Below are 15,391 nucleotides of genomic sequence, written 5' to 3' on the forward strand. Positions count from 1 at the left end.
GCTTGATTTCAAGGATATAATAATCGAATTGATTTATGAAGCGTTTCCTCTATTCAGATTAATTGTGATTAAAAAGTGAGCCTTTTAGAAATAAGTAAGGATTTCGGTAGCAATCAATTGATGACCTTTTTCATTAGGATGGTTGCCTTGAGACATGTAATCCTTAACACAATCACAGGTTTCCTGTATGTTTTGAAAAATTCTGTAGCTATCAACCAAGCCTACTTCATATTTTTTGGCTAATGCAATAATCTGGTGTCTATGAAGGTCAAGTTCATTCCCAGTCTCAGTAAGATTAACCTTCAAATCAGGGGATGGCGTCAGCAAAATCACTTTTATATTTTTCTTCAAAGCTTTAATAATCATCTTTTCCCAGGCCTTTTTTGAGGCTGCTAATCCAATTCTTCGATCATTCAATGCATAATCGATAAATAAGATATCTGGTTGATGGGAAAGCACTTCTTTTTTGAATCGTTTCTGCCCAGATTCTGAATCCTCACCTCCAATGGAAGTATTGATACTATTCACTACCGCAAATGGATAAATTTCTTTTAGGCCTTTTAAAACCAAAAGAGAGTAGGAGTCAAACGAATTGACAATAGGGGTTTTGAAATATCCGGCAGGAACACTGTGACCGTGATATGCCAAGTTTATGGTTCTGTTTTCGGGCCACTTGATTTGTAACTCCCTTTTAATGCCTTCCAGATAGGTTTCCTTATTGGAAATGTCTGTGGATTGAGAGAAAGAAAAGCTGGAAAGTAAAATAAAGAAGCAGACAAATAAGATAGGTTTCATTTATGGAGGCATTAATTGCTGTTATGATTTCGCGATTAGATTTCGAGAGTTTTCTACACGGGAAAATAAGTTTTGTCTGATGCTACAGTTTGATTACAATTTTTCCCTGATGCTTCCCTTCTCCAAAATACTGAATCAATCGAGGAACTTCCTCCAAAGAATAAGGTCCATCAATTTGGGTTTTCAATTGACCTGAAATAACCATTTCAGCCAACTCATCCAATCCTTCATTCGGTTTGAGAGCCAAGATCTGCAGTTTTTTACTTGTAAAAACCGAGAGTATTTTACCCCAGAAAAGCAAACTGATTAGTTTATTTACATGACCCCCAATTGAAATATAATTCCCGTTTTCTTTCAAAGCTTTTAAATAGGAAAATGCACTCGAGGAGGTTTTGCAATCCAGAATCAAATCGTAGGTTTCTCCTGTGCGCGTAAAATCTGTTTTTTTATAATCCAACACTTGATCATAACCTAATGCATGCATCATTTGTAATTTCGGACCGGAATCCACGCCGGTTACATGGCATTGATAAGTTTTGGCGATTTGCAATCCCAAAGTTCCAACTCCTCCGCCACCTCCATTGATCAGGATTTTTTGACCTTTTTGAATACCGCCGATTTTCTTTATTGCTTGATAGGCAAGTGTTGCTGCATGTGGGATGGCTGCAGCATCTTCAAAACCCAGCTTATCAGGTTTTGAGAGAAGTTCATTTTCAGGAACTGCGATATATTCTGCTAAAGTGCCAAAGCCAAAATTTGATATATCTCCAAAAACAGCCTCTCCAACTCTCTTTTGGGTTACTTTAGGGCCGATTTCTTCCACAATTCCTGACAATTCCATGCCGGGAATCCTGGATTTGGGTTTTGACAGTCCAAATAAAAAACGATATAAAAGAGGCTTACCTCTGACCATACTCCAATCATAATCATTAATTGCAGTTGCCACGATTTTGACTAGAACTTCATTATCCTTTGGAATAGGCTTTTCTTGTTCCACAAGGTGGAGAACTTGTTCAGGGTTGCCATATTTTTCAAAAACTTGGGCTTTCATAGAAAAAATAATGATTTAGAGTCTATAGTTATTTAAATCAGATTTGTCTCCTTTGGAATTTATTTCAACCGATATTTAACTTTTTTAAGCTCAAGAATTGAATTTCTATTTTCATTTAAGACTTTCTAAGACCAACCGAACCAATTCATTTTTATCTCCATTTGGAATCCATCTTGCAACGATGACCAGTTCATTTTCCTGATCCACATAGATCATGTTGGTGCCTGCACCTATATGAGCAAAAGCAGTTTTAGGAGCTGCAGGGATAAATTCCTGATCGTTATTTAGAAAATAATTCATAAAACCATAGCCCGGATTTGCAGGGGTTGGAGTTTTCGATTTTTCAATCCAAGACTTTGGAATCAGCTGCTCCCCATTCCAATTCCCATCATTTAATGTCAAATAACCGAACCTGGCCTGATCCCAGGCAGATAGCATCATGCCGCCTCCCCAATGTGAACCTCCGGATACAGATTGCACAATCTGCCCATCAATGATCACAAAGGAATTCTCATAGCCTGTCCATCTCCAAGTATCACTTGCTCCGATTGGATCCATGATTTTAGATTTTAAAACAACAGGCAGCGGTTTTCTCCAAACATTCATCAAAGCCAAAGCGAGCACATTCACTCGAGTATCATTGTATTCGTAAACAGAACCTGGAGCATTTTGAGGTCTGGCTCTTTTCTCTTTGGCACCTTCTCTTGGCCTGTCAGCCCAATCTGGCTTTCCCCATAGAGAACCTTCCCAGTCAGAAGTCTGTCTCAAGAGATGATTCCAAGTGATCGTGCGATTATGCTCTGTATCAAAAAGCTCAAAAGTATCCTCGTCTTCAAAATGATCAGCTTTGTTGATTATTAATTTTGCTGGCTCATAAGGATAAATAGGAGCCATGTATGGATAAACCAAATCCTTTTCTGAGTTGATTAAGCCTTCTTGAACAGCTAATCCCGCAGTGGTGGAAAGAAAACTTTTGGCTACAGAAAAAGTCAAATCAACCCGATTAGGATCTCCCCATTGTCCGACCACATATCCTTTGTAGATAATTAATCCTGTGGCGGCACCTCTGATTTTCATTGGGCCTATAGGGTATCCAAAGGGCTCTCTTCCAAAACCACCTTCGTAATGCGCAATTTTCAGGTTAGGATCCTCTTGACTTTCATGTGAGATAGCATAATCAATTGCTTCCTGGATTTTTGCTTGATTTAGTCCAAGAGACTCAGGGCTTTTGCTTTCCCATTTGTTCTTTTCAGGGAAATAAGTTTGCGCAGAGATTCCTTGAATTCCTGCCATTAGAAGGCAAAGACCTAGGTATATTTTTTTCATTTATTAGCTGTTTATTGCGAGTTTACTTAATTTTATTTTGCTCTTTTGACCGTCTATCAATTCAATTTGTGAAAATTTTCAAAAACACTTTACAAGGTAATAAGTTAAGACCCTAAGCAAGGTGATTTTTACAAGGAAGAGGCTGAAGAAATTGCTTTTTAAGAAGCCAAATATTTATGAATGATCAAAAAATATACATTATAGGGGCAGGATTAGCGGGATTAGTTGCTGCAATCGAATTGGAAAAGGCTGGATTTGCCCCCATAATATTAGAAAGTACCGGTGAGATAGGAGGAAGAGTTAAGACTGATGAGATAGATGGCTTTTTGATGGATCATGGATTTCAGGTTTTATTGACGGCTTATCCAGAGGTTAAACATTACTTGGATCTGTCTGCCCTCCATTTGAAAACATTTGAGCCTGGAGCAGTAATTTTTGGAGAGAAGGATTCTTATATTATTTCTGATCCGTTGAGAAATCCCTTGAAAGTAGTTGGAATGGCATTTTCCAGAGTTGGAACATTTCTGGATAAGGTGAAAATGTTCTCTTTGACGCAGGAATTAAAGAAAAAGCCTGTTGAGGAAATCTTTTCATCACCTTCGGTTCCTACTTTACAATACTTAAAGTCTTACGGATTTTCTAACCAGATTATCGATAATTTCTTTCGACCTTTTTTCAGGGGGATTTTCCTTGAAAAGCATCTGAATACCTCATCCCGCATGTTTGAATTTGTTTTCAAGATGTTTAGTCTGGGACATGCAGCAGTACCTGAAAAAGGAATGGGAGAGATCCCGAAAATGCTGCGGAATCAATTGAGTAATACCCAGATTTATTTTAATTCACCGGTCAAGAAAGTGGAGGGAAAAACTATTTTCATGAAAAATGGAGATGAATTGGAAGCAGATCGAATCATCATTTGTACCCAGCCAGATCGTATCATGGAACAGCTTCAGGGACAATTTCCTGCTGCAAAACCTGTCATTACGCTTTATTTTTCACTTCAGAAATCCTTTATGGCCAGGCCAATGCTTGGCTTAGTTCCTGGTGAGAGCCACCTGATCAATAACATGGTTTTTATGGATGATGTGTCTCCAGCATATTCCAAAAATGATCGATCAATTCTAACTGTAACTGTTTTAGAATCAGATTTAAATGAGAAAGATTTGGTTCAGGCAGTGCAGGGAGAGTTAGAGCATCTTTCAGGCATCAAAGCGGAATATTTTAAGTTCCATAAATCCTATTATATCACTCATGCTTTGCCAACGGTGGTGGATTTGAAGGCAAGTATTCCTGTCACTGAATGCAAAATCATGGACCATGTTTATCTGGGAGGTGACTATATGTTGAATGGATCTATCAATGCTGCCATGACCTCAGGTAGATTAGCTGCCGAGGCTGTGATGTTGAGTTATACTCCCACGCACTAAAATTCCAAGCATTAATTTTTTTACAAATAGGAAAAAAGAGCTGTTAACTTTGCGGCATGGAAAATATACCCCCTTGCCCTTCTTGCAAATCTCCCTATGCGTATGAAATGGATGACAAACTTGTTTGCCCGGAATGTGGCTTCGAGTGGATTGCTGAAGAGGAGAAAGTAGAAGTAGGTTTGATCGTCAAAGATGCAAATGGAAACATATTGTCTGACGGCGATTCCGTAGTCATAGTAAAAGACCTCCCTGTCAAAGGTGCTCCCAAACCCATTAAAGCAGGAACGAAAGTAAAAAGCATCAGATTAGTAGAAGGCGATCACAACATCGATTGTAAAATTGATGGTTTTGGCTCAATGGCTTTGAAAAGTGAGTTTGTCAAAAAAGCTTAGTGAAAGTGGAAACACGAAGTACAAATGATTTTATTTCGTACTTCGTACTTCCTACTTCTTATTTCTTACATCTTATTTCCCAATAGGAGTTTCATCGACTTTTACATCTCCCACTAGGTATTGCATTCCATCTAGGTAGAACTGAAGCAAATCAGGATTTTCGAAACTTTGGGCATTGTGAGAAGGCGCGCTATACAAAACTCTTCCTTTTCCGTCTTTTCTGATCCATGCAACATAAGTTACTCCTTCAGTCAATTCTTGACCTTTCTTTTGAGCTTCGATCTCCGCATTGTTGAAATAGAGTAGTGGTTTAAAATCTAATTCTGCATAGGCATTTTTGTAAAAATAGGGTTCGTCTGTATGAACAAATCCATCGGCAGGAAATGCCTGAACCAGAGGATGTTTTGGATCCGCTAAGCGAACATGAATGGGTTGCTGCTTCGGATGATAATCAAAGGATCCTCCCAACAATCTGGAAAATTCCATGGAATTATTCAATGTTGTGTTTCCACCGTGAATGACAAATAATCCGCCTCCTTTTTTAACATAGTCAATCACATTCTTTTCAAGCTCTGCGGCCTTTTTCCAAACAGCGACACTATCCATCCCTCCATTTTCGCTCAACTTATCTACAAACAGATTTCTATAATTCGGCTTTGAGTTTGTGTTGTTGAAAACAATCATATCATACTCTTTCAACTGATCTTTTTCCATCATTGCCAAATCAGTACTTGAGCTTACATCGAATGCTCCACTTTTCTCTCCCAAAATTTTAAACATCGCTTCGGTATGAGGATTCACCCAATGCCAGAAGCCAGTATGGAGTGAAAAGACCAATACTTTCTTTTTCTTTTTGAATGGGAAAGTAGCTTTTTCGGGAGCCAGACTTTCAATTTTTGCTTTCCATTCTTGAGTCAATTCCACTTCTGGCATGCTCTGCGCGCAGGCAGAACCTAGGATCGATATGAAAACGATTGCGTAGATAATACTCTTCTTCATGTTTTATTGGGGGTGTAGGTTTTAGGGTTTAGTTTAGATTTGAATATCTTTAAAAAACAGACCCAATAACCAGATTTTTCTATGATTATCAAAAGAGTATTATCCGGACTGATGCTGGCTATCTTAATTCCGATTGCTGGATTTTCTCAAAAAGTCACCCTCAAAGAAACTGCAACAGGAATTGATTTTATGCTTGGTAATCAGCGAGTTTTGACTTACCAAACTGCAGTAGAGCCGGTTCCGGAAGGAGTAAAATCGGACTATGCAAAATCAGGATTTATACACCCATTAACTTCTCCTTCTGGTCAGGTTTTAACCAGAATTCAACCAAAAGACCACTACCATCACTATGGAATCTGGGGGCCTTGGACTCGTGCTACTATTGGTGGCAGAGAAGTAGATTTTTGGAATCTGGCTGATCAAAAAGGAAGAGTGGACTTTGATCGAGTGATTGCTGAAAAGGAAGCTGGGGGAGTGGCTGAATTGACCGTGAGGCAAAAACACATTGATTTAAAAGCGCCAGAAAATGAAAAATTGGCCATTTCAGAAGACTTGACCATCAAGGTCATGCCAGTGGATAAGGGAAGATTTTTGGTTGATTATACTTCTAATTTTTCTACCAAGCTGAAAGATGGAATCCTTTTAGATGCCTATCGCTATGGTGGTGGTTTGGGTTTCCGAGCTACTGAGGTTTGGGGCTCTGATAATAGTACAGTTCTCACCTCTGAAGGAAAAGATAGAAAAGCCGCTGATGGAACAGAAGCCAAATGGGTGATCATTCAAGGGGAATCAGGTGCTCCAGAAGGAAAAAGTGGGCTTTTGATCATGAGCCATAATACCAACAAAGCTTTCCCCGAACCACTCAGAGTTTGGCCAGAAGAAAATTATGAAAGAAAAGGAAATGTCTTTGTGGAGTTTACCCCAATCAGACATGAATCCTGGGAAATACTTCCCAATAAACGCTACACCCTTAAGTACAGAATGATAGTTTTTGATGGCGAAATGACAGCTGAGGAGGCTGAAAGCTATTGGAGAGCCTTCGTTAAATAAGATTCAAAACCTTTTATTCTGAGTTAAATTATAGACCCTAACTTTAACCCAAACAACCGTGAAAAGAAGAACTTTTATAAAAAACGCAGGAATGGCAACCGCGGCCTTTGGAATCCCAACCATTGTTCCTGCTTCAGTATTTGGGAAAAATGCACCAAGTAACAGAATTCAAATCGGTCAGATAGGCTGTGGGCGAATAGCCAGAGATCATGATATTCCGGGAACTTGGAGACATGCCAGCGCACGTTATGTAGCAGTTTCAGACCTGGATTCCAATCGAATGCTGGACGGAAAAAACCTGATTGAAAATTATTACGCTAAGAATGATAAAGAGGCAGCCGGTGAAATCAAACAATATGGCGATTTCAGGGAAATGCTTTTGAATAAAGAAATAGACGCAGTTGTGATCAGTACGCCAGATCATTGGCATTCACAGCCTGCGATGATGGCAGCATTAGCCGGCAAGCACGTTTACCTACAAAAACCAACATCTTTGACCATCAAAGAAGGAAGACAGCTGGCAGATGTTGTCAAAAAAACCGGCGTAAAACTGCAATTGGGAACACAACAGCGTTCCTCTGAGCAATTTAGAATTGCAGCAGAATTGGTGAGAAATGGCAGGATAGGAAAACTCCACACTGTCCGTATCGGCTTGCCTGGGGATCCTTCTGGTCCTGAAGCACCAGAAATGCCAGTTCCTAAAAACCTGAATTATGAAATGTGGCTAGGCTCAACTCCTGAAGTGCCTTATACTGAAATTGGGGTTCATCCACAAAAAGGCTACGGAAGACCGGGCTGGTTAAGGATCAACCAATTTGGAGCGGGAATGATCACTGGATGGGGCCAGCATCATTTTGATTCGGCAGCATGGGGAATGGATACCGAGTTGACTGGTCCACGATACATTGAGGCGGTAGCAGAGTTTCCTCGTTCCGGACTTTGGAATGTGCACGGCGACTTCATGGTCAAAGCTGAGTATGACAATGGCATCAATATGTTTACCAGTGGAGGCTATCCAAATGGAATTCGTTACGAAGGAACAGATGGATGGATTTGGGTTTCGAGAGGCAATTATGTAGCATCTTCCAGTGATCCTGTGGCTCAAGGAGAAAGTGCAAAGGCATTAGATGCTTCTGATCCAGCTATTCTAAAATCAGTCATTGGTCCCGATGAAATTCATTTGCAGAAGAGCACCGAACATCATGGGAATTGGCTAGGTGCTATTCAGGGAGAAAATGAGTTGCTTTCTCCAGTAGAAATTGGTCACCGTGCCTGCTCGGTTTGTTTGGTAAGTCACATTGCCATGCAACTAGGAAGAAGGCTGGAATGGGATCCTGTTGCAGAGAGATTTGTAAATGATGATGAAGCGAATACCTACCTTAGCAGGGAGCAGAGAGCTCCTTATGGAACAGATTATGTCAAAGTTTAAAAGCGTAAATAGGCCATTACAAAAGGCCGTTTTAATAGCATCTGCAATACTATTTCAATTTTGCGATGCTCCAAAAGAAGAAATGAATACCGAGAAATCCAGTGCAGCTATTCAGATTGTAAGTCTGGATCCAGGACATTTCCATGCAGGATTAATTCACAAGAGCATGTACCCTGAAGTGGATTCTACAATTCATGTTTATGCACCTGAAGGGGAGGAGTTAGGGGATTATCTTAAAAGGATAGCTGGATATAATGAACGCCCAGAAGATCCTACTGCCTGGAATGTAGAAGTTTATACTGGAGATGACTTTCTTCAGAAAATGATCCAAGAGAAAGCTGGGAATGTAATGGTTGTAGCCGGAAAGAATGATCGCAAAATTGATTATATCCTAGCGGCTTTGGAAAATGGAATGAATGTCTATGCTGATAAGCCTTTGGTGATCAATCCGGAAGGTTTTCAGAAATTGAAAAAAGCCTTTGAAATCGCTGGAGAGAAAAACTTACTCTTTTACGATATCATGACGGAGAGATTTGAAATCTCCACTATCCTGCAAAAGGAGCTTTCTGGGATCGAGGAGGTATTTGGGACAATAGAACAAGGAACTCTCGAAAATCCAGCGATCACAAAAGAATCCGTGCACCACTTCTTTAAATATGTTTCAGGAGCACCATTGATTAGACCGGAATGGTTTTTCGATACCGAAATTGAAGGATCAGGATTGGTAGATGTGACCACTCATTTGGTGGATTTGGTGCAGTGGGAAGCATTTCCTGGAGTTGTTTTGGATACAACGGACGTAGAAATGATCGATGCGAAGCTTTTGTCTACTTCACTCGATTACGATCAATACAAACTGGTGACTGGCAAAACACCTCCTTTTCAAGAAGGAGAGACTCTTGATGTTTTTGCCAATGGCGAGATGAATTATACTCTGAAAGGAATCCACGCTAAAGTTTCTGTGAAATGGGCCTTTCAAGCTCCTGAAGGTACTGCAGACACGCATTATAGCATCATGAGAGGCACCAAAGCTGATTTGATAATCAGACAAGGTGCTGAAGAAAATTACAAACCTGTTTTGTATGTGAAATTGAAAGAGCAACAAGACGAGGCTTTGGAAAAAGCAATTCAAGAAAGTTTGCAAGGTAAATATCCTGGAATTACTTTGTCAAAATTGGCTAATGGCGAATTTAAAATAGAAATCCCTGAATCTTACTCCGTAGGTCATGAGGCTCATTTTGCTCAGGTGACAGAAAACTATTTGAAATATTTCAAAGCAGGAGAACTTCCTGACTGGGAGGTGCCGAATATGATTGTCAAATATTATACGACGACCAAGGCTTTTGATGTGGCCAAAAAAGATTAAATCTGGCCTCCCAAACAGGGAGGCTATTTTTTTGTTTAATACTCATGGCTGAACAAACTCAAAGCTCTGATAAGAAATTAACACTCGCGATTGCAGGAGCCGGAGGCTATGTGGGAAGATGGTTTATCCATCACTACAAGGACAAATACAATATCATAGCCCTCAGTAGAAGGCAAATAGATTACAATCCTCACCCAGAAGTAACTTGGCGGCAGGTTGAACTCTATTCAATCTCCTCGACAACCGAAGCTTTGAAAGGTGTAGATGTGGCGATGTATTTGGTACATTCTATGAATGCATCCACCCGTTTGAATCAAGGTAGTTTTGAAGACACAGATTTATTATTGGCGGATAATTTTTCCAGAGCAGCCCAAATCAACGGAGTCAAGCAGATTATTTACCTAGGGGGATTGCTTCCTAAAGAACCTGAGGAAAAGCTGTCCAGACATCTCAAAAGCAGGCTTGAAGTAGAAGAAACATTGGGTTCGAGGAAAGCTTATTTGACAGCGATTAGAGCATCAATTATCGTAGGCCCTGGCGGTTCTTCTTTTGATATGATCAAAAATCTGGTGAGAAGACTTCCTGTGCTTATGTGTCCAAAATGGACAGAATCAATGACTCAGCCTATTTCCTTGAGAGATACTTTGGATATTATTGATACCTGCATTGGGAATAAAAATGTATTCGGAAAAGCCATCGAAATAGGGAGTCCAGAAGTGATGTCCTACCGGGATATGCTCGAAAGAACAGCTAAAGTAATGGGAAGGAAACGGCTCGTTTTTTCAGTCCCAGTTTTTTCTCTCGGGCTTTCAAAATTCTGGGTAGGCTTGTTTGGAGATAGCCCTCCGCAATTGGTTTCTCCTTTGGTGGAAAGTTTAAAGCATACCTTGACGGTCTCACCAGAATTGAAGTTTGACGAAAAGAAAATTGATTATCTCAGCTATGAGGATTCGGTCAAAATAGCTTTGAACGAAGATACCAAGCCAAATCCAGTTACTTTTTTTCCAAGTGATAAGGTGAAAAACACGGTAAGAAGTATTCAAAGAATGCAAAACCAAAATCGTCACTCGGCACTTTGGGTCGCAAATCGATATAACCTCTGGTTGCCAAGTTTTTTCAGTTTTCTGATCAATGGTAAAACATCAGAAAGAGGGGATTTGGGCTTCTATTTACTTTGGGGTAAAAAACCCATGCTTCAACTCACGATGATTCCGGATAGAAGTGACCAGCAAAGGCAACTTTTTTACATTTCTGGTGGTTGGCTTGTAAAGAGATTTGATTACGGCTGGCTCGAGTTTCGTGAAGTTTTGGACAGTAAATACATCATTTCTGCAATCCACGAATTTGTGCCTAGGCTACCTTGGCTTATCTATGTTACTACTCAGGCAAAGATGCATTTATGGGTCATGAACAGATTCAAATCTTATTTAGCTAAAAAAGATTAACCATTTATTTAACCTACAAATCAGGATTTTAACTCCTTCAAAACATGAAAAATTTAACTTTTGCAAATGGCGACAAACTTCCCATTTTAGGATTAGGGACCTGGAAAAGTAAACCCGGAGAAGTAAAACAGGCAGTTCTTTGGGCGATAGAAGCAGGCTACAGACATATTGATGCTGCCGCCATTTACCAAAATGAAGAGGAAGTCGGACAAGGAATTGCAGAAGCAATTAAATCTGGCTTAGTAAAAAGAGAGGAATTATTTGTGACATCCAAGCTTTGGAACAATTCCCACAAGTACGAAGATATCCAACCAGCTTTGGAAAAAACATTGTCGGATCTTGGTTTGGACTACTTGGATCTTTATTTAGTCCATTGGCCAATTGCTTTCAAAAGAGGAATTGGTTTTGCAAAAACACGAGATGAATTTTACACATACCTTGATGTGCCTTTAACTCAGACTTGGGAAGGAATGCAGGCGGTAAAGAAAGCCGGATTGACCAGACATATTGGAGTTTCTAATTTCAACCAAGAAAAGCTTCGGGAAGTCATGAGCATCGGTGGTCAGATTCCAGAGATGAACCAAGTGGAAATGCATCCTTACCTGCCTCAAAAATATTTGGTTCAGTTTTGCATTGAAAATGGAATTTTGATGACAGCCTATTCACCTTTAGGCTCACCTGATTCCAGAAACGAAAGTCATGCAAATGATCCTGTTTTATTGAAAGATCCGGTAATTGACATCATAGCCAAAAAGCATAATGCTTCTATGGGACAAATCCTTATTGCTTGGTCCATTGCGAGAGATATTGCCGTGATTCCAAAATCCGTGAATCAGGGTAGGATCAAAGAAAACCTTAAAGCAGCATCAATTAAGTTGGATCAAAATGATATGATGGAGCTAGATGATATAGGAGTGGATTTCCGTTTTATCAATGGTAAATTTTTCACGGGTGCAGAAAGCCCCTACAAGCTTTCCGATTTATTTGAATAAAGAAAAAGCCCGATTCGGGCTTTTTTTAATCTTCAGTTTCTAAAACTTCGAGTATATCTGCAAGCTCATCAAAATCCTTTAATCCAGGTTTGATTTCCTCTCCACCTTCCAATACTATTCCTTTCAAATTCAGCGTATCGATCAGGTTATTTACATTCTCGGCACTTAAGCCAGCTCCCAAAATGACCTCACAGGTTTCAGAGAGAAGTTTTATCACTTCTTTATCACCAGGCGTCAAAGGATCATCATTGGAAGTAATATGAAAGATTATTCCTTCTTCCTTCAGTTTACCAGCAACATCGGCTTCCATATGTCTGACTTCTGCTAGATCTTTCTTGTAAATAGGTTTGTACCCAGCTACTTTAAGTGCTACTAGCTCATCAATTCTTGTATGCTCTACCCATGTGATAGCTGGATATTCCTTTAGCACTTCCAGGCAATCTTTCGCGGACAATTTTTCAAATTCACCAACAAATTCTAATCCTGAAACCCAGCCGGTAATCTCACCAAATTGAGCTGGTTTAACATATTTCGCAGCACTCTCTTCCAAGGCAAATCCAATGAGATTCACATACATTCCTGCACAATATCTTGCATCACTTAGATTGGTGATACCACTTATTTTAACAAAAGTCCTTAAGGCCATAGCTTAAAATTTAACGCCGTAAAGGTAATCAGGATGATGGGCTGGGAAAAGGTTTTTCCAAGAATATGATGGATCCAAAGAAGGGTTTAATAGGAAATTAAATGTATTTTTAAATCGTAAAATGAATCTATGAAAAGACTCTTACCTCTCTTTTATCTTTTGGTTTTGATTGGTTTCTCTGGATGTGAAAGAGAAATAGAGGAAGATCCTGTGGATTTGGGTTTTGATTATCAGCCATTGGAAGTAGGTCGCTTTTGGATTTATTCTGTGGATCAAACCATCTACTTTGGAGAAAACGATTCTGAAACCGATTCCTTTTATTACAAGGATTTGATTTTTTCCAGCTTTCTCAATGAGGAAAATGAACAGGTTTTTATTCTTGAAAGAACTAAATCAGCTGACCTGGAAATTTGGGAGCCTGTTTTAAATTATACACTGCAGTACAAAGGCCAAACTTTAGTAAGAACAATTGAAAACCAAGCGCTTGTAACTCTTGTTTTTCCGCCAATAGAAGGTACGGTTTGGGATGCAAACACTTATAGAGATTTACCGGTTGATGAATTTGAGGTGTTCCTTTTAAATGATTCAGGGGCGGCAAACTCTTTGCAAGTAAAACAGGAAGAGGCAGATGATCTTGTAACTTACAGGGATATCCGATATGAAAATTACCAGTTGGGTGTAGGCTTAATTGAGGATTACAAAGAAGTGCTGACCTACTGCTCTAGAAACGATTGTCTGGGAGATCAGTTAATTGATTCAGGGAGTAAAATTCACATGAAACTTACCGAATATGGGAAACAATAAACTTTTATTTTTAGCGATCATTTTTTTTGGTTTTTGGAGTACTTCAGAGGCTCAGGATCGATATGCGGTATTCTTTAAATATAAACCCCAAGATTCCTATTCTTTAAGTCAGCCAGAGCAGTTTCTAACCCAAAAAGCTTTGGAAAGAAGGGCTAGGGAGGGAGTTTCGGTGGATTCCTTGGATTTGCCAGTTTCCCAGAAATACATTGATGAGTTGGAGGAAAAGGCGCATTACCTTTTGTATCCAAGTAAATGGATGAATGCTTTGTTGCTGGTAACGGACGAAGCAGGAGCCTTGGAAATGGAGGCATTGCCTTTTGTGGATCGAGTTGAAATGGTTGCATTGGATTTTATACCTAGTCCAAACGCCAAAGTAGGAAGGAAAATCTTTGCTTCTGTTAGTTTGAAAATCTGCCTTCCTGTGAATCATCGTAAGCTAGGGACCAATGAAAATCCGTATGATTTCCAAAATAGCCTTTTGGGAATTCCAGAAATGCATGAGGAAGGATTTACCGGAAATGGGGTGACTGTAGCTGTTTTCGATGCTGGATTTCCTGGAGCAAATGAAGCTTCAGCTTTAAATCATTTATTTGCTAATAATAAAATTCTGGGAACCAAAGATTTTGTAAAACCATGGTCTGAGAATGTCTATACCTCAAATCAACATGGAACCAATGTTTTATCTCTTATAGCAGCAAAAGAGGAAGGTGTATTGGTCTCTGGGGCTCCAGATGCCAATTATATTTTGGCGATTACTGAAGAGGATGCAACGGAATATAAAATTGAAGAATACAATTGGGTGAAAGCCGCTGAATATGCAGATAGCCTTGGCGTAGATATTATCAATAGCTCTGTAGGTTATTGGGATTTTGATGATCCAACTATGAATTATACCTTGGATGATCTGGATGGAAAAACTACTGTAATCGCCCGAGGAGCCAATGTAGCAGCCCAAAAAGGGATTTTGATTGTAAACAGCGTCGGGAATTATGGACCAAATGAGTCCAGCATAGTTTCTCCTGCAGATTCGGAATTTGTTTTGGCGATAGGTGCTGTCAATAAAGATCTGGAAGTTTCCAATTTCAGTTCAAGAGGGCCAACTGGAGATGGTAGATTGAAACCCGATCTGACTACTTATGGTAATGGAGTGGCTTTGATCCGATCTAACGGAAGCTTGGGCTATTCCAACGGGACTTCTTTCTCAGCTCCGCAAATCACAGCCTTAGCAGCTGGACTTTGGGGAGCTAAACCAGAATGGACAAGAGCTGAATTGGTTGAAAACCTAATCAGAAGCGCCACTCAAGCCGATGCAAAAGACAATGAATTGGGATATGGTATTCCTAATTTCTTTGATGCCTACTATGGAGAGATTCTGGCGGTCAATGCCGAAGAAAATGTCGCTTGGAAAGTGTATCCAAATCCACTTGCAGAAGATGATTTGACCATTTATTTCGGTCAGGGTCTTAGTGCAGAATTCACTTTGATCGATATGAATGGAAAGACTTTAATGTCGTCCGTTCTACTTAGAAACGATGCAAAAGAGCCTTTCAGAACTTCCTTACAAGGCTTGAAACCTGGATTTTATATCGTACAGATGCAAGATGCCAGAAACCTGAAACGAACCAAGTTGTTTAGGCAATAACCGATTTGAATTAACCATAAACTTTAC

14 protein-coding genes are annotated in these 15,391 nt (G+C 39.7%); 9 read left to right on the forward strand and 5 right to left on the reverse strand.

The window, feature by feature from the left end:
• Positions 1-84: 84 nt before the first annotated feature.
• The 3 genes from J0A69_RS11970 to J0A69_RS11980 all read right to left on the reverse strand — a co-directional run bounded on the left by J0A69_RS11970 (position 85) and on the right by J0A69_RS11980 (position 3,172).
• Complete coding sequence (locus tag J0A69_RS11970) at positions 85-795, reverse strand: SGNH/GDSL hydrolase family protein (RefSeq protein ID WP_206586787.1); 711 nt, start codon at positions 793-795, stop codon at positions 85-87.
• A gap of 82 nt (positions 796-877) precedes the next feature.
• On the reverse strand, positions 878-1,846 hold the full coding sequence (locus tag J0A69_RS11975; RefSeq protein WP_206586788.1) for an NAD(P)-dependent alcohol dehydrogenase: 969 nt from the start codon (positions 1,844-1,846) through the stop codon (positions 878-880).
• 111 nt (positions 1,847-1,957) lie between these two features.
• Positions 1,958-3,172, reverse strand: coding sequence for a serine hydrolase domain-containing protein (locus J0A69_RS11980; protein WP_206586789.1), 1,215 nt, complete (start codon positions 3,170-3,172; stop codon positions 1,958-1,960).
• Between the two features lie 176 nt (positions 3,173-3,348).
• Between J0A69_RS11980 and J0A69_RS11985 the strand changes: the two genes are divergently transcribed.
• Together J0A69_RS11985 and J0A69_RS11990 are read left to right on the forward strand one after the other, a co-directional pair.
• Positions 3,349-4,599, forward strand: coding sequence for an NAD(P)/FAD-dependent oxidoreductase (locus J0A69_RS11985; protein WP_206586790.1), 1,251 nt, complete (start codon positions 3,349-3,351; stop codon positions 4,597-4,599).
• A gap of 56 nt (positions 4,600-4,655) precedes the next feature.
• Positions 4,656-4,991 carry a zinc ribbon domain-containing protein YjdM gene (locus tag J0A69_RS11990; protein WP_206586791.1) on the forward strand — a complete coding sequence of 112 codons (336 nt, stop codon included), beginning with the start codon at positions 4,656-4,658 and terminating at the stop codon, positions 4,989-4,991.
• Between the two features lie 72 nt (positions 4,992-5,063).
• Here the strand turns inward: J0A69_RS11990 and J0A69_RS11995 are convergent, their stop codons facing one another.
• Complete coding sequence (locus J0A69_RS11995; RefSeq protein ID WP_206586792.1) at positions 5,064-5,990, reverse strand: ThuA domain-containing protein; 927 nt, start codon at positions 5,988-5,990, stop codon at positions 5,064-5,066.
• An 81-nt stretch (positions 5,991-6,071) separates the two neighbouring features.
• On the opposite strand from J0A69_RS11995, the gene J0A69_RS12000 reads away from it, so the two are divergent.
• Genes J0A69_RS12000 through J0A69_RS12020 form a run of 5 tightly spaced genes read left to right on the forward strand, consistent with a single transcriptional unit; the run spans position 6,072 to position 12,272 of the window.
• On the forward strand, positions 6,072-7,040 hold the full coding sequence (locus tag J0A69_RS12000) for a DUF6807 domain-containing protein (protein WP_206586793.1): 969 nt from the start codon (positions 6,072-6,074) through the stop codon (positions 7,038-7,040).
• 58 nt (positions 7,041-7,098) lie between these two features.
• Positions 7,099-8,469, forward strand: coding sequence for a Gfo/Idh/MocA family protein (locus J0A69_RS12005; RefSeq protein WP_206586794.1), 1,371 nt, complete (start codon positions 7,099-7,101; stop codon positions 8,467-8,469).
• A complete protein-coding gene (locus J0A69_RS12010) occupies positions 8,456-9,835 on the forward strand; it encodes a putative oxidoreductase C-terminal domain-containing protein (protein WP_206586795.1) in 1,380 nt (459 codons plus the stop codon). Before J0A69_RS12005 ends, J0A69_RS12010 begins: the two co-directional genes overlap by 14 nt.
• A 44-nt stretch (positions 9,836-9,879) precedes the next feature.
• Positions 9,880-11,280 carry an NAD-dependent epimerase/dehydratase family protein gene (locus J0A69_RS12015; protein ID WP_206586796.1) on the forward strand — a complete coding sequence of 467 codons (1,401 nt, stop codon included), beginning with the start codon at positions 9,880-9,882 and terminating at the stop codon, positions 11,278-11,280.
• Between the two features lie 44 nt (positions 11,281-11,324).
• Positions 11,325-12,272, forward strand: coding sequence for an aldo/keto reductase (locus J0A69_RS12020; RefSeq protein ID WP_206586797.1), 948 nt, complete (start codon positions 11,325-11,327; stop codon positions 12,270-12,272).
• A gap of 25 nt (positions 12,273-12,297) precedes the next feature.
• Here J0A69_RS12020 and J0A69_RS12025 read toward each other — a convergent pair whose 3' ends face one another.
• Positions 12,298-12,918 carry a beta/alpha barrel domain-containing protein gene (locus tag J0A69_RS12025; protein ID WP_206586798.1) on the reverse strand — a complete coding sequence of 207 codons (621 nt, stop codon included), beginning with the start codon at positions 12,916-12,918 and terminating at the stop codon, positions 12,298-12,300.
• A gap of 129 nt (positions 12,919-13,047) precedes the next feature.
• On the opposite strand from J0A69_RS12025, the gene J0A69_RS12030 reads away from it, so the two are divergent.
• Together J0A69_RS12030 and J0A69_RS12035 are read left to right on the forward strand one after the other, a co-directional pair.
• Positions 13,048-13,722, forward strand: a complete 675-nt coding sequence (locus J0A69_RS12030; RefSeq protein ID WP_206586799.1) for a hypothetical protein — start codon at positions 13,048-13,050, stop codon at positions 13,720-13,722.
• Entirely contained in the window at positions 13,709-15,364 is a 1,656-nt protein-coding gene (locus J0A69_RS12035; protein ID WP_206586800.1) for a S8 family serine peptidase, read from the forward strand. Before J0A69_RS12030 ends, J0A69_RS12035 begins: the two co-directional genes overlap by 14 nt.
• The last annotated feature ends 27 nt before the right edge of the window (positions 15,365-15,391 follow it).

Origin of the sequence: Algoriphagus pacificus (genome assembly GCF_017254845.1) — a bacterium.
Classification (GTDB): domain Bacteria; phylum Bacteroidota; class Bacteroidia; order Cytophagales; family Cyclobacteriaceae; genus Algoriphagus; species Algoriphagus pacificus.